The organism is Microbacterium sp. NPDC077391, from assembly GCF_040686955.1.
Taxonomy (GTDB): domain Bacteria; phylum Actinomycetota; class Actinomycetes; order Actinomycetales; family Microbacteriaceae; genus Microbacterium; species Microbacterium commune.
Window position 1 is genome coordinate 148,110 of the sequence record NZ_JBFBMI010000002.1, and the last position, 15,333, is coordinate 163,442.

Here is a 15,333-nt window from a genome sequence, read left to right on the forward strand (position 1 = left end):
GTGCGCATGCGGCGGGCGCGACAGTGAATCGGGACTAACTGTTATCGGACGGTGATCAGACAGTCGCCGGACGCGTCGACATCGTCTCCGGGTCGAACACGACCCGCTGGCGGGTGCGCTCGACATCGGGATCGGGCACGGGAATGGCCGACAGCAGCGCCTGCGTGTACGGGTGCTGGGGGTTGTCGAAGACCTCGTCGACGTCGCCGTGCTCGACGAACTCGCCGAGGTACATCACCGCGACACGGTCGGCGATGTGACGGATCACCGACAGGTCGTGGGCGACGAAGAGGTACGACAGCCCGAGCTTCACCTTCAGCTCGTCGAGCAGGTTGATCACGCCGGCCTGGATCGACACGTCGAGCGCCGACACCGGCTCGTCGAGCACGATGATCTTCGGGTTGGTCGACAGCGCACGGGCGATTCCGATGCGCTGACGCTGACCACCCGAGAACGCCCCGGGGAAGCGGTCGCGGTGCGCAGGGTTCAGCCCCACCAGGTCCATCAGCTCCTGCACCCGGGCATTGACGTCATCCTTCGCCATCCCGATGGCGCGCATCGGCTCGGCGATGATGTCGGTGACGGTCATGCGCGGATCGAGTGCACCCATCGGGTCCTGGAACACGATCTGGATGTCGCGGCGCAGCCGGCGCTCCAGCTTGCGGTCGTGCAGCTCGTTCACGCTCGTGCCCGCGATGATGATGTCGCCGTCGGCCTGCTTCTCGAAGTCCATGATCTGCAGCAGCGTCGTGGTCTTGCCCGATCCGGACTCGCCCACGATGGCCATGGTCTCGCCCTCGCGCACGTCGAAGCTGACGCCCTTGACCGCGTGCACCTCGCCGACCTTGCGCTTGAGGAAGGCGCCCTTGGTGAGCGGGAAGGTCTTGACCATGTTGCGCACTTCGAGCGTCACCGGACGCTGCTCGCGCGGCGTGCGGGTCAGGTCGCTCTCCGGGATCGGCTCGACCGGGTACACCGGCAGGCCGCCGATGCGTCCGTCGTCGTCGATCTCGTCGGCTCGGATGCAGGCAGCCAGATGCGCCTGTCCACCGCCGGTGGCCACGGGCAGCAGCTCGGGCTCCCGCTCGACGCAGGCGGCCACGGCGATCGGGCAGCGCGCGGCGAACGGGCACGCGTCAGGCAGATCGATCAGCAGCGGCGGATTGCCCTTGATGGGGATCAGCGGCTCCTTCTCGACCTTGTCGACGCGCGGGATGGCTCCCAGAAGGCCGATCGAGTACGGCATCCGTGTGCGGTGGAACAGCTCGTGCGCCGGGGCGTGCTCGACGGGCTTGCCGGCGTACATGACCATGACGTCGTCGGCGGTGCGCGCGACCACTCCCATGTCGTGGGTGATCATGATCACCGCGGCGCCCGTCTCGTTCTGCGCCTTCTCGATGAGATCGAGGATCTGCGCCTGGATGGTCACATCGAGGGCGGTCGTCGGCTCATCGCAGATGATGAGGCGCGGGTTGTTGGCCATGGCGATGGCGATCACCACGCGCTGACGCATACCGCCGGAGAACTCGTGCGGGAACGACTTCATCCGCTTCTCGGGCTCGGGGATGCCGACCAGGCGCAGCAGCTCGAGCGACCGCTCCCATGCATCGCTGCGCGAGAGGCTGCGGTGCACGGTGAGCGCCTCGATGAGCTGGTCGCCGATGGTGAACACGGGAGTGAGCGAGGTGAGGGGATCCTGGAAGACCATCGCCATGCCGTTGCCGCGGATGACCGACATCTGCTTGTCGGTCTTGCCCAGCAGCTCCTCGCCCTCGAACTGGATCGATCCGGTCACGCGGGCGTTCTCGTCGAGCAGCCCCATGATGGCCAGCGAGGTGACCGACTTGCCCGAGCCGGACTCGCCGACGATGCCGAGCGTCTTGCCCGCCTCGAGATCGAAGGAGACGCCGCGCACGGCGTCGACGCGGCCGGCTTCGGACGCGAAGCTGACCCTGAGGTCACGGACGGAGAGTACGTTGCTCATGCACGGCCTCCTGCCGCAGAGGTGGGATCGAGGGCATCCCGCAGACCGTCGGCGACGAGCGCCATCGACACGGTCAGCAGGGTGAGGGCCAGCGCGGGGAAGTAGAACAGCCACGGCGCGCTGGTGACGCTGGCCGCTCCCTCGCCGATCAGCGAGCCGAGCGACACGTCGGGGATCTTCACGCCGAAGCCGATGAACGACAGACCGGTCTCCGTCATCACCGCGGCGACCACCCCCAGGGTGAAGTTGATCACGAGCAGCGAGCCGACGTTCGGCAGCAGGTGACGCAGCACCACGCGCATTCCGGGCACGCCCATGTAGCGCGCGGCGTGCACGTACTCGCGCTCGCGCAGCGACAGTGCCATCGTCCAGATCACGCGAGCGGGGAAGAACCAGCCGATGAAGATCAGCGCCAGCGAGATCACCCGCCAGTCACCGCCGGCGTTGTTCGAGACCAGGGCGAGGATGAGGAAGGTGGGCACCACCATGAAGAAGTGGATGACGATGAGGGTCGTCCGCTCGACGAATCCGCCGAAGTAGGCCGCCGCGGTGCCGACGATCGCGGAGATCACCGTCACACCGATGGAGACGACGAGGGCGATCATCAGCGATCGCTGCAGGCCGACGAAGGTCTGCGTGAACGTGTCGTTGCCCGAGGCGTTCGTGCCGAAGAAGTGGTCGGACGAGGGGCCGGTGGAGAGGTTGAGGAAGTCCATCTCGTTGACATCCCAGCCGGACAGCGGCGGGACGACGACGGATGCCAGCGCGAGCAGGACGAAGACGACGATGCCGAACACGGCCGGCTTGTTGCGCATGAACCGGCGCGTGTAGAGCGTCCACTTCGACATCTGCTTGGCCGGCACCCGCTCGGCGGTCGTGTCGGGCCCGACGGGCGGCTGGATCTGGGAGTCGATCATCTGGTTGGTCATGTCAGCTCACCCTCACTCGCGGGTCGAGGACCACGACGGCGATGTCGGCGAGCACGGCGCCGATCGCGGTCAGGACGGCGCCGAAGGCGGCGACGGCGACCACGCCGTGCACGTCGTTGCCGTTGATCGTGGTCAGGAAGTAGCGGCCCATGCCCTGCCAGGCGAAGATCGTCTCGGTCAGGATGGCGCCGGTGAAGATCGCCGGGATCGAGAACGCCACCTGCGTGGCGACGGGGATCAGCGACGTGCGCAGCGCGTGCCGCCGGATCGCCTGGGACTTGGTCAGGCCCTTCGCGCGAGCGGTGCGCACGTAGTCGGCACTGATGTTGTCGAGCAGCAGGGAGCGCTGCAGGAAGTGCGTTCCGGCGTATCCGGTCACGACGAGCGCGATGGTCGGCAGGATCAGATGCTGCAGCGCATCGACGAGCACCGGGAAGAACCCGGTCACCCCCTGGCTCGAGGAGCCGGTGACGTAGAAGACGCGGGTGCCGATCCAGTTGTTGAAGTTGATGGCCAGGATGACGACGGCGAGTGCCGCGACGATGATGTTGATGTTCATCGTGATGATCGACACGGCCTGCCAGATGCGGTCACCCAGCTTGTACTGGTGGGATGCCGTGTACACGCCGATCCAGATGCCGAGGACGGTCATGATGATGGTCGCCCCGAGCACCAGCTCGGCGCTGACCCACATGCGGTAGCCGATCTCGTTGTTCACCGAGCCGCCGGTGGGGCTCAGGCCCCAGTCCCACCGGAGCAGGATGCCGGTGAGCCAGGTCCACCACCTCTCGAGCAGCGGCGTGCTCTCGCTGAGGTTTCGCGGCCCGAGCAGACCTTCGATCTGCTCAGGGCTCAAGGGGGGCTTGCGGCCGACGTAGTTGCTTCGCGGATCGAGGAATGACCAGGCAAGGAAGTAGGTGACATTCGTCGCGACCACGATCATGAGCAGCCAGCCGAGTGTCCGGCGCACGAGATACTTGATCAAGGTGAAGGGTCTTTCTCTTCTACAGCCGTGCCCGGGATCTCCGACGCGACGCTGAGTCGGGATGACTTTCTGGGTCATTCCGCCTCCAGCCTACGCCGACACCCGCAGGGAGGCTGTGACGGAGTCGTATAGCCGATGAGACCCAGTGTCACCAGGTCGCCTCGGACAACTTCGCGAGACTATCACCGGCTCACCCGAATGGGGGATTGAGCCGGGCTGAACGTAGACTTGCCTGAACCCTCTCGGACGCCTCAAGGACCACATGTCACCCCGCGCTCACACCCCGCTGTCGCCTGCCGCGACGCCCGCCACGCAGATCCGCAACTTCTGCATCATCGCCCACATCGACCACGGCAAGTCGACCCTGGCCGATCGGATGCTGCAGGTCACCGGCTCGGTGGCGGATCGTGACATGCGCGCCCAGTACCTCGACCGGATGGACATCGAGCGCGAGCGCGGCATCACGATCAAGAGCCAGGCCGTGCGGATGCCGTGGTCGGCCGACGGCGAGACCTTCGCGCTCAACATGATCGACACCCCGGGCCACGTGGACTTCACCTACGAGGTGTCCCGATCCCTCGCCGCCTGCGAGGGCGCGATCCTGCTCGTCGATGCAGCGCAGGGCATCGAGGCGCAGACCCTCGCCAACCTGTACCTGGCACTCGAGAACGACCTGCACATCATCCCGGTGCTGAACAAGATCGATCTCCCGGCCGCCGACCCCGAGAAGTTCGCGAAGGAGCTCGCCGATCTGATCGGCGGCAGCCCCGACGACGTGCTCCGCGTCTCGGGCAAGACGGGTGTCGGGGTCGAGGAGCTGCTCGACCGGATCGTGCAGGACATCCCGGCGCCGGTCGGCGATCCGGATGCTCCGGCGCGGGCCATGATCTTCGACTCGGTGTACGACTCGTACCGCGGCGTGGTCACCTACGTGCGCATGGTCGACGGCAAGCTGAACCCGCGCGAGCGCATCCAGATGATGTCGACCAGGGCGATGCACGATCTTCTCGAGATCGGGGTGTCCAGCCCCGAGCCGATCCCGTCGAACGGGCTCGGCGTCGGCGAGGTGGGATACCTGATCACGGGTGTGAAGGATGTGCGCCAGTCGAAGGTCGGTGACACCGTCACCACCGCCAGGGGCGCCGCCACCGAGGCCCTCGCCGGCTACACCGACCCGAAGCCGATGGTGTTCTCGGGCATCTACCCGATCGACGGCAGCGACTACGCCGACCTGCGCGAGGCACTGGACAAGCTCAAGCTGTCCGACGCGTCGCTGCAGTACGAGCCCGAGACGTCCGTCGCACTCGGCTTCGGCTTCCGCTGCGGATTCCTCGGGCTGCTGCACCTCGAGATCATCACCGAACGGCTCTCGCGCGAATTCGGGCTCGACCTGATCACCACCGCGCCCAGCGTGATCTACGAGGTCCTCACCGACACCGGCGAGACGGTGATCGTGACCAACCCGAGCGAGTACCCCGACGGCCGCGTCGCCTCCGTCTCGGAGCCGATGGTGAAGACCGCGATCCTGCTGCCGAAGGACTATGTCGGCACGGTCATGGAGCTCTGCCAGTCGCGCCGCGGTGCGCTGCTGGGCATGGAGTACTTCTCCGAGGAGCGCGTCGAGCTGCGCTATCGCATGCCGCTCGGTGAGATCGTGTTCGACTTCTTCGACCAGCTGAAGTCGAAGACGCAGGGCTACGCGAGCCTGGACTACGAGCCGGACGGCCAGCAGGAGGGCGACCTGGTCAAGGTCGACGTGCTGCTCCAGGGCGACAAGGTCGACGCGTTCAGCGCGATCGTGCACCGCGAGAAGGCGTACGCCTACGGCACGATGATGGCCGAGCGCCTGCGCAAGCTCATCCCGCGGCAGAACTTCGAGGTGCCCATCCAGGCCGCCATCGGCGCGCGCATCATCGCCCGCGAGACCATCCGCGCCCTCCGCAAGGACGTGCTGGCCAAGTGCTACGGCGGTGACATCAGCCGCAAGCGCAAGCTGCTCGAGAAGCAGAAGGAGGGCAAGAAGCGCATGAAGATGGTCGGTCGCGTCGAAGTGCCCCAGGAGGCGTTCATAGCCGCGCTGTCGGGTGACGTCGAGGGCAAGGACAAGAAGTAGGTCGCTCGGGACGCGGTGTCGTTCGGAGACTGTTCAGACAGGTCGCTTAGGCTGGAGATCATGCGTCGGGGGACTTTCCGAGAAGGCACGGTTGACTATGCCGCGGTGGGCGCGACCCACGCGCCCGACCTGATGCAGTACCCGCCGGAGCGCAGCATTCCCGCGGAGGCATCCTGGCGTCTCGGCAGCGGCGAAGAGCGTTTCCGCACCGCAGGAGAGTCGCTGCTGTCGTGGACCGCGCAGCGCGCCGCCGGACTCGAGCTGCGCGACGTGCGCCCGGCCGCAGGCTCCGCCTACACCGGCGTCAGCTTCGACGCCGAGGGCGCGCCCATCGCCCCGAACCGCACCCAGGTCGAGCAGCGCTTCGCCGCCGACGGGATGCCGTTCGTCGCGCCCGGCATGACGCTCAAGCTGCACGGCAGGGTCAAGGGCATGAGAGCGGACGCCGAGCTGCGCGTGATCTCGGTGACCGAGGAGCGCCGCCGCGTCGGGTTCGTCCTCGGCACCGTCGGCGGCTCCGTGGTCAGCGGCGAGGAGTCGTTCGACATCGAGTGGCGTGAGGACACCGACGAGGTGTGGTTCACCGTGCGGGCGTTCGACGCTCCCGTGGCGCTGCTGTACCGGCTGCCCGGAATGGTGCGTCGTCGACGGCGCGAGCTGTTCTCCCTCTACCTGCGTGCCATCTCACCCCTGTACGCGACCCCGATCTGATGGCGCTCGCACTCCGATGACACTCGCACTCTGATGGCCGGGCCCCTCCCGATCGGGGATCCGGCACCGGCCGACGGCCGTCTCCCCGATGATCTCGCCCTCGACCGCTCCACGCCGTTCTCGGCGTACCTGCACGTGCCGTTCTGCCGCGTGCGCTGCGGCTACTGCGATTTCAACACCTACACCGCGACCGAGCTGCGCGGAGCGAAGCAGGACGAGTACGCCGACACGCTGATCCGCGAGATCGCGCTCGCGGGGAAGGTGCTCGCCGAAGCCGACGGCATCCGCCCGCTCGACACCGTCTTCTTCGGCGGCGGCACGCCCACCCTGCTCCCCGCCGGCGACCTCGCGCGGATGCTCACCGCGGCGACGGCGGCGTTCGGCATCCGCGACGGCGCGGAGGTGAGCGTCGAGGCCAACCCCGACACCGTGACCCCCGAGGTGGTGCGGACGCTGGTGGATGCGGGGGTCACTCGGCTGTCCATCGGGATGCAGTCCGCGGTGCCTCACGTGCTGGCGGCGCTGGACCGCACCCACCGGCCCGAGAACGTCCGCACGGCCGTCGACGCCGCACGCGATGCGGGCCTCGACGTGAGCGTCGACCTCATCTACGGCGCTCCGGGGGAGTCGCTGGCCGACTGGGAGCGCTCGCTCGACGCGGCTCTCGCCCTCGAGCCCGATCACATCTCGGCGTACGCGCTGATCATCGAGGACGGCACCAAGCTCGCCAGGCAGATCCGGCGGGGTGAGGTGCCGGCGCCCGACGACGACCTGCAGGCCGACATGTACGAGAGCGCGGATCAGCGGCTGGGCGCCGCGGGCTTCGAGTGGTACGAGGTGAGCAACTGGGCCCGCGCCGACGGCGACGACCACCGCTCGCGGCACAACATGGCCTACTGGCGGGGCGCGGACTGGTGGGGCTTCGGGCCAGGGGCGCACAGCCATGTCGCGGGCCTGCGCTGGTGGAACGTGAAGCACCCGGCCGCGTACGCGCAGCGGCTCGCGCTCGGCGAGTCTCCGGCGGCCGGCCGCGAGCGGCCGGACCTCGAGGCGCGCACGCTGGAGCGCGTGCTGCTGCAGAGTCGTCTTGCGGAGGGCCTGCCGATCGACGACATCCCCGAAGGGCGTCGCGACCGGGTCGCGGAGCTGATCTCCGACGGACTCGTCGATGCGGCAGCGGCTCTGCGCCAGCGTCGCGTGCGCCTCACCCTGCGGGGTCGGCTGCTGGCGGATGCCGTCGTGCGCGCGCTCACCGACTAGCGGGCGAGGCCGGAACAGGGCGCGCGGACGGGTGCCGGGCGCGAACGGGTAGGATTGGCACTCGGAACGTTCGAGTGCCAGCGGGAGGGATGATGGTCACACAACGAGGCCTTGAGGTCCTCCGTGCGATCGTGCAGGACTATGTCGCGACCCACGAGCCCGTCGGGAGCAGGTCGATCGTCGAGCGGCACGCATTCGGCGTGTCCGCCGCGACCATCCGCAACGACATGGCCCAGCTCGAGGACGAGGAGCTCATCACCGCGCCGCACACCTCGTCGGGGCGGGTGCCGACCGACAAGGGCTACCGGGTCTTCGTCAACCACCTCGCTCAGCTGCGACCCCTCTCGGCGCCGCAGCGCACGGCCATCGAATCCTTCCTCGCCGCGCCGAGCGACCTGGACGACCTCATGGCACGCACGGTGCGCGTGCTGACCCAGCTCACCGGTCAGGTCGCGCTCGCCCAGTACCCGTCGTTCGCGCGGGCGAGCATCACCCACGTCGAGCTCGTCGCGCTGGCACCGAATCGCGTGCTGGTCGTGCTGGTCACCGACGCCGGCGGCGTGTCGCAGCGCATCTGCCCGCTGCCCATGGACATCGACGACACCGACCTGGCTGTGCTGCGCGCCCAGCTCGCCGCGCTCATCACCGGCCGTGCCGTCGGCGAGGCCGCCGAGCGGATCGCATCCGCCGTCGAGCTGCAGACCGGTTCCCGGCTGCAGCCGGCCCTGTCGGCACTGGCCGGGGTGATCGCCGAGGAGCTGGCCGAGTTCCGGCAGGAGCGGCTGGTGATGGCGGGGGCGGCCACGCTCGCGCGACGCGAACAGGACTTCCGCGGCAGCATCCACCCCCTGCTCGAGGCGATCGAGGAGCAGGTGACCCTGCTGCGGCTGATGAGCGAGATGGTGACCGACGAGCACGGTCTCGCCACCAGCATCGGCACCGAGAACGCCCCGTTCGGGCTCGGTGAGGCATCGATCGTCGCGAGCAACTACGCCGCCCCCGGGGGCACGGCCCGCGTCGGCGTGATGGGGCCGACCCGCATGGACTACCCGAGCAACCTCGCCGCAGCACGGGCCGTGGCCCGCTACCTGTCGCGCATGCTCGACGAAGACGAGGCGGCCCGCTGATGTGGGCGGCCGCACACACGAACGCACACGAAGAAAGGTGACCGTGGCGGATCACTACGAGGTCCTCGGGGTGTCGAAGGACGCCTCCCAGGACGAGATCAAGAAGGCCTACCGCAAGCTCGCCAGGCAGCTGCACCCCGATGTGAACCCGGGGGAGGACGCGGCGGAGCGGTTCAAGCTCGTCACGCACGCCTACGACGTGCTCAGCGACGAGGACTCCCGGCGTCGCTACGACATGGGTGGCGACCAGAACGGCGGCTTCGGCGGAGGGTTCGGCGGCTTCGGCGACATCTTCGAGACGTTCTTCGGCGCGGCGGGCGGCGCCCGATCTGCGCGTCCGCGGTCGCGTCGGGAGCGGGGCCAGGATGCCCTGGTGCGCATCGACCTCGAGCTCGGTGACGTCGTCTTCGGCGTGCACAGGGACATCGAGGTCGACACCGCGGTGCTCTGCGAGACCTGCCAGGGCAGCTGCTGCCAGCCAGGGACGTCTCCGGTCACCTGCGATGTCTGCGGCGGCAGCGGCCACGTGCAGCGCCAGGTGCGCAGCCTGCTCGGCAACGTCGTCACCACCCAGCCGTGCGGCTCCTGCGAGGGCTACGGCACCGTCATCCCGAACCCGTGCGGATCGTGCGCCGGGCAGGGCCGGGTGCGCTCGCGTCGCACGGTCGCCCTCGACATCCCGGCGGGCGTCGAGACCGGCCTGCGCCTGCAGCTGCCCGGCTCGGGCGAGGTCGGCCGCGCGGGCGGCCCGCACGGCGACCTGTACGTCGAGGTGGCCGTCGCACCGCATCCGGTCTTCAGCCGGGACGGCGACGACCTGCTGGCGACTCTCGAGGTGTCGATGACGGATGCCATCCTGGGCACCACCACGACGATCGAGGGCCTCGACGGCTCGGTCGACCTCGAGCTGCGCTCCGGCGTGCAGTCCGGCGACGTGCTCACCATCGGCGGGCGGGGCATCACCCCGTTGCGCGGATCGCAGCGCGGTGACCTGCGCGTCGGCGTGCAGGTGATCACGCCGACCAAGCTCGACGGCGCGCAGCGCAAGCTCATCGAGGACTTCGCGAAGAAGGCGAAGGCCCCGGCCCCCAGACTCGCCCAGTTCCAGCAGGGGCTGTTCTCGAAGCTGCGCGACCGCTTCCGCAGCCACTGACCGACTCCCGCACCACAGCCGATCGGAGCCCCATGGCCCTGCACTTCGTCGTACCCGACTGCACCGACGCCGCGATCGGAGAACTCGTCCGGTTCACCGGCGCCGAGGCGAAGCACGCGTCGCTGGTGCGTCGTGTGCGCGTCGGCGAGACCGTGACGATCGGCGACGGCCGCGGTGTGTGGCTCGAGGGCGCGGCGGAGGACGTCACCGCATCGCAGGTGAGCGTGCGGATCACCGAGCGCCGCGTGCACGACGGCCCCGAGACGCGCATCGTGCTCGCGCAGGCTCTCGCGAAGGGAGACCGCGACGAGCTGGCCGTGCAGGCCGCGTGCGAGCTCGGGGTCGACGAGGTGATCCCGTGGCAGGCCGCGCGCAGCGTGTCGCGCTGGGAGGGACCGAAGGCGGCGAAGGGCCGCGAGCGCTGGGCGGCGATCGTGCGCGAGGCGGCCAAGCAGTCGCACCGGGCCTGGGTTCCCGATGTCTCGGCGGTGCAGTCCACCGCCCAGCTCGCCGAGCGAGCGGCGCACGCGCGACTGCTCGTGCTCGATCCGTGGACCGAGACGCCGCTCACCGGCATCCGTCCCGACGGGCGCGATCTCGTGCTGGTGGTCGGCCCCGAAGGCGGCATCGCCCCCGACGAGCTGGAGCGTCTCGAGGCGGCGGGCGCCGAACGCGTCCGCCTGGGCGACACGGTGCTGCGCACCTCGACCGCCGGCCCCGCCGCGATCGCGGTGCTCTCGGCCAACCTGGGCCGCTGGTGAATAGACTTGCAGGCATGAGCGAACCCTCGATCTTCACCCGCATCCTGAACGGGGAGATCCCCGGCGACATCCTCGCCGAGAACGACCGCGTGTTCGCGATCCGCGACATCGATCCGCAGGCTCCGCTGCACGCACTCGTGATCCCCAAGACCGAGCAGTACCGCGACGTCACCGAGCTCGCCGCCGGCGACCCCGGCCTGATGGCCGACATGGTCGCCGTCGCCAAGCAGATCGCCACCGAGCACGCCAACGGCGAGTACCGCCTGATCTTCAACAACGGCGCCAGCGCCGCGCAGTCGGTGTTCCACGTGCACGCGCACGTGCTCGGGAACATCGAGGAGGGCAAGCTCGTTGGCTTCTGACGACAGCGCACCCGCCGAGAGCGGCCCCCCGCGATTCCCCGCGCAGCCCGAGCGCGTCGAGCGCATCTTCGCCGACGGCGTCGCCATGGTGCAGCTGCTCGGCCCGCAGGACCGCCTGCTGCGGATGCTCGAGAAGCAGCATCCGAGCGTGCAGGTGATGGTGCGCGGCAACGAGATCACGCTGGGCGGATCGAGCGCCGACGTCGCGGCGGCGAAGCGGCTCGTCGACGAGCTGATCGAGATGACCCGCTCCGGCCACGACCTCGCGCCCAGCGACGTCGAGCACTCCGCGCGCATCCTTCGTCGCGACGACGGGCCCCGACCCAGCGAGGTGCTCGGTGAGGCGATCCTGTCGACCCGCGGCAGGGTGATCCGCCCGAAGACCCTCGGTCAGAAGAAGTACGTCGACGCGATCGAGCAGAACACCATCGTGTTCGGCATCGGTCCGGCCGGCACGGGCAAGACCTATCTGGCGATGGCGAAGGCCGTGCAGGCGCTGCAGCGCAAGGAGGTGCAGCGCATCATCCTCACCAGGCCGGCTGTGGAGGCGGGGGAGAGGCTCGGGTTCCTGCCGGGCTCGCTGACCGACAAGATCGACCCGTATCTGCGCCCGCTGTACGACGCGCTCAACGAGATGATGGACCCCGAGGTCGTGCCGCGCCTGATGGCGACCGGCACCATCGAGGTCGCCCCTCTCGCGTACATGCGCGGCCGGACGCTGAACGACTCCTTCGTCGTGCTCGACGAGGCGCAGAACACCACCCCCGAGCAGATGAAGATGTTCCTCACCCGCCTGGGCTTCGGCACGAAGATGGTGGTCACCGGTGACATCACCCAGATCGACCTGCCCCAGGGTGCGTCCGGACTCCGCCTGGTCACCCGGGTGCTCGGCGACATCGACGACATCCACTTCTCACGACTGACGAGCGACGACGTCGTGCGGCATTCGCTGGTCGGCCGCATCGTCGACGCGTACAGCGAGTACGACGAGCAGCGCACCGCAGCGCGGGTCGAGCGCGAGCAGGCGCACCAGTTCGCGAACCGCGCCGAGCGCCGCAACGGGCAGCCGCAGAAACCCCGAGACCGCATGCCGAAGCGAGGCCTGAAGTGATCGAGATCAACAACGAATCGGCGATCGCCGTCGACGAGACCGTGCTGCAGCGACTCACCGACTTCAACCTCGCGCAGCTGCACGTCAGCCCCGACGCGGAGGTCGCGATCGTGCTCGTCGACGAGGGCGCCATGGAGTCGCTGCACGTGCAGTGGATGGATGAGCCGGGCCCCACCGACGTGCTGAGCTTCCCGATGGACGAGCTGCGTCCGGGCAGTCCGGAGAACCCGACGCCTTCCGGCCTGCTCGGAGACATCGTGCTGTGCCCGCAGGTCGCGGAGGCTCAGGCGCAGACCGCCGGTCACTCGCTGATGGACGAGCTCATCCTGCTGACCACGCACGGTCTGCTGCACCTGCTCGGCTTCGACCACGCCGAACCCGACGAGGAGCGTGAGATGTTCGGGCTGCAGAAGTCGCTGATCGAGGGCTTCGCGCGCGTCGAACGCGGTCGATGACCCCCGCGATACTCCTCGCGGCCGCCGTGCTGCTGGTCGCCTTCGGCGGCCTGATGGCCGCGGTCGACGCGGCCTTCTCGGTCAGCTCGAACAGCGACCTCGAGAACATGTCGGCCGATGGCCGCAACGCCGAGGCCCTCGCGCGCATCGCCGCCGATCCCGCGCCGCACGTGAACGCCGTGGCGTTCATGCGCGTGCTCTCCGAGACCACGGCCGCGGTGCTCGTCACCGTCGCGCTCGACGCCCTGCTGCCGAGCATCTGGTGGGCGATGCTGGCGGCCGCGGTGCTGATGACGGCCATCACGTTCGTGCTCGTCGGATCGAGCCCCCGCTCGTTCGGCCGGCTGCACGCGACGTCGATGCTGCGCACCTGGGCGCCCGTCGTGCGCGGCATGCGCATCCTGCTCGGGCCGCTCGCCCAGGCTCTCGTCTCGGCCGGTCAGCGCGTGACACCGGGCACCGGTCGCAGCAGCTTCGCCTCTGAGGAGCAGCTGCTGAGCATGGTCGACGAGGCGGCGTCGAACCTGCTCATCGAGGAGGACGACCGCGACCTGATCCACTCCGTGTTCGACTTCACCGACCAGTTCGTGCGCGCGGTGATGGTGCCGCGCACCGAGATGATGACGGTGGATGCCGAGGCGACCACCACCGAGGCGATGGAGCTCTTTCTGCGCACCGGCGTCTCGCGCATGCCGGTCGTCGACGACGACGCGGATGACGTCGTCGGTGTGCTGTACCTGAAGGACCTCGTGCAGTTCGCGTACCGCGACGAGAGCGCGTGGCGTGGGCGGCCCGTGCGGCCGATCGCGCGACCGGCGGTCTACGTGCCCGAGTCGATGCGCGCCGAGACGCTGCTTCAGCAGATGAAGCGCGACGCGGTGCACGTGTGCATGGTCATCGACGAGCACGGCGGTATCTCGGGCCTGGTCACGCTCGAGGATCTCATCGAGGAGCTCGTCGGCGAGATCGCGGACGAGTACGACCGGGGACCGGCCGAGGTGGTGGAGCTGCCCGACGGCCGCTACCGCGTCAACTCCCGCCTCGGTCTGGAAGACGTGGGCGACCTGTTCGGGCTCGAGCTCGAAGACGACGACGTCGATTCGATCGGCGGCCTGCTGGCGAAGGAGCTCGGTCGGATCCCGCAGCCGGGTGCCACGGTGACCGTGCAGGGCCTCGTGCTCACCGGCGGGGCGTCGCGCGGCCGCGGGCGCGGGATCGCGACGGTGTTCGTCGAGCGGGCGGCTGCGGGTTGGGATGATGAACGCGATGGAGGACAGGGCGATGACTGATCGAGAGAAGACGCGCAGCGGATTCGTGACCTTCGTCGGGCGACCGAACGTCGGCAAGTCGACGCTGACGAACGCCCTGGTGGGTGAGAAGATCGCGATCACGAGCGAGAAGCCGCAGACCACGCGACGGGCGATCCGGGGCATCCTGAACCGCCCCGACGGTCAGCTCGTGATCGTCGACACACCCGGCATCCACAAGCCCCGCACGCTCCTCGGCGAGCGGCTGAACGACCTGGTCGAGCAGGTGCTCGGCGACGTCGACGTGATCGGATTCTGCGTGCCGGCCACCGAGAAGGTCGGCCCAGGAGACCGGCGCATCGCCGCGTCGTTGGACGGCTACTCTCGTGCGAAGAAGGTCGCGATCGTGACCAAGACCGATGCCGCGCACCGCGACGACATCGTCGAGCGGCTCATGGAGGTCGACTCGCTGCGCGAGGACTGGGCCGCCGTGATCCCGCTGTCGGCACTGACCCGCGAGCAGCTCGACGTGCTGGCCGACGAGATGCTGCAGCTGATGCCCATCGGTCCGCGCCTCTACGACGAGGGGATCGTCACCGACGAGTCGGATGAGGACCGCATCGCCGAGATCATCCGCGAGGCGGCGCTGGAGGGCGTGCGCGACGAGCTGCCGCACTCGATCGCGGTCGTCGTCGATGACGTGGCAGCCCGGGAGGACAGCGACCTCACCGACATCCACGCATCGATCGTCGTCGAACGCGACAGCCAGAAGGCGATCATCATCGGGCGCAAGGGCGCTCGCCTGCGCGACGTCGGCGCGGCTGCACGCGCGGGGATCGAGGAGCTCCTCGGCACGCGCGTGTTCTTGAAGCTGCATGTGAAGGTCGCGAAGGAGTGGCAGCGCGATCCGAAGCAGCTGGGGCGGCTCGGGTTCTGAGGGGCATCCGGGCGGGCAGCTCGCGTCGATCGCCTGAATCGCCTCCCGGGTGAGCATCCTGCCAAGCGGGGTGTTAGCATCGATGCATGCCTCTGGGCGGTCTGCTTCTTCTTAGCTGCCGCGACGAGTCCTGACAATCGGGCCTCTCTCGTCGCGGCGCTTGTGTTGGCCCGAGCACGTTTTCCGACGAAGAGAAGC

At 68.9% G+C, this 15,333-nt stretch carries 14 protein-coding genes; 11 read left to right on the forward strand and 3 right to left on the reverse strand.

What is annotated here, in order from left to right:
- Nucleotides 1-55: 55 nt before the first annotated feature.
- From AB0O65_RS06015 to AB0O65_RS06025, 3 genes are read right to left on the reverse strand one after another with little or no spacing between them, the layout of a single operon-like run.
- Entirely contained in the window at nt 56-1,984 is a 1,929-nt protein-coding gene (locus AB0O65_RS06015) for an ABC transporter ATP-binding protein (protein WP_191713314.1), read from the reverse strand.
- Nucleotides 1,981-2,913: an ABC transporter permease gene (locus AB0O65_RS06020; RefSeq protein ID WP_071642927.1), complete on the reverse strand. Its 933-nt coding sequence runs from the start codon at nt 2,911-2,913 to the stop codon at nt 1,981-1,983. The genes AB0O65_RS06015 and AB0O65_RS06020 overlap by 4 nt, the downstream gene beginning before the upstream one ends.
- Before the next feature lies 1 nt (nt 2,914).
- Nucleotides 2,915-3,898: an ABC transporter permease gene (locus tag AB0O65_RS06025; RefSeq protein WP_071642930.1), complete on the reverse strand. Its 984-nt coding sequence runs from the start codon at nt 3,896-3,898 to the stop codon at nt 2,915-2,917.
- Between the two features lie 262 nt (nt 3,899-4,160).
- Here AB0O65_RS06025 and lepA point away from each other — a divergent pair, with 262 nt between their 5' ends.
- From lepA to era, 11 genes are all read left to right on the forward strand, one after another.
- Complete coding sequence (gene lepA, locus AB0O65_RS06030) at nt 4,161-6,011, forward strand: translation elongation factor 4 (RefSeq protein ID WP_071642932.1); 1,851 nt, start codon at nt 4,161-4,163, stop codon at nt 6,009-6,011.
- 60 nt (nt 6,012-6,071) lie between these two features.
- On the forward strand, nt 6,072-6,722 hold the full coding sequence (locus AB0O65_RS06035; RefSeq protein WP_191713315.1) for a DUF1990 family protein: 651 nt from the start codon (nt 6,072-6,074) through the stop codon (nt 6,720-6,722).
- A gap of 33 nt (nt 6,723-6,755) precedes the next feature.
- Nucleotides 6,756-7,982 (forward strand): radical SAM family heme chaperone HemW, encoded by a 1,227-nt coding sequence (gene hemW, locus AB0O65_RS06040; protein ID WP_313478367.1) that lies wholly within the window; start codon nt 6,756-6,758, stop codon nt 7,980-7,982.
- A gap of 92 nt (nt 7,983-8,074) precedes the next feature.
- Nucleotides 8,075-9,109, forward strand: coding sequence for a heat-inducible transcriptional repressor HrcA (hrcA, locus tag AB0O65_RS06045; RefSeq protein WP_313478369.1), 1,035 nt, complete (start codon nt 8,075-8,077; stop codon nt 9,107-9,109).
- 43 nt (nt 9,110-9,152) lie between these two features.
- Complete coding sequence (gene dnaJ / locus AB0O65_RS06050; protein WP_191713318.1) at nt 9,153-10,262, forward strand: molecular chaperone DnaJ; 1,110 nt, start codon at nt 9,153-9,155, stop codon at nt 10,260-10,262.
- A 32-nt stretch (nt 10,263-10,294) separates the two neighbouring features.
- On the forward strand, nt 10,295-11,023 hold the full coding sequence (locus AB0O65_RS06055; protein WP_363383667.1) for a 16S rRNA (uracil(1498)-N(3))-methyltransferase: 729 nt from the start codon (nt 10,295-10,297) through the stop codon (nt 11,021-11,023).
- Between the two features lie 14 nt (nt 11,024-11,037).
- Nucleotides 11,038-11,385 (forward strand): HIT domain-containing protein, encoded by a 348-nt coding sequence (locus AB0O65_RS06060; protein ID WP_071644744.1) that lies wholly within the window; start codon nt 11,038-11,040, stop codon nt 11,383-11,385.
- 85 nt (nt 11,386-11,470) lie between these two features.
- A complete protein-coding gene (locus tag AB0O65_RS06065) occupies nt 11,471-12,496 on the forward strand; it encodes a PhoH family protein (RefSeq protein WP_363384037.1) in 1,026 nt (341 codons plus the stop codon).
- Nucleotides 12,493-12,951: an rRNA maturation RNase YbeY gene (gene ybeY, locus AB0O65_RS06070; protein ID WP_363383669.1), complete on the forward strand. Its 459-nt coding sequence runs from the start codon at nt 12,493-12,495 to the stop codon at nt 12,949-12,951. Before AB0O65_RS06065 ends, ybeY begins: the two co-directional genes overlap by 4 nt.
- Complete coding sequence (locus tag AB0O65_RS06075; protein WP_071644746.1) at nt 12,948-14,240, forward strand: hemolysin family protein; 1,293 nt, start codon at nt 12,948-12,950, stop codon at nt 14,238-14,240. The genes ybeY and AB0O65_RS06075 overlap by 4 nt, the downstream gene beginning before the upstream one ends.
- Nucleotides 14,233-15,135, forward strand: coding sequence for a GTPase Era (gene era / locus AB0O65_RS06080; RefSeq protein ID WP_083428810.1), 903 nt, complete (start codon nt 14,233-14,235; stop codon nt 15,133-15,135). The genes AB0O65_RS06075 and era overlap by 8 nt, the downstream gene beginning before the upstream one ends.
- Nucleotides 15,136-15,333: the final 198 nt, after the last annotated feature.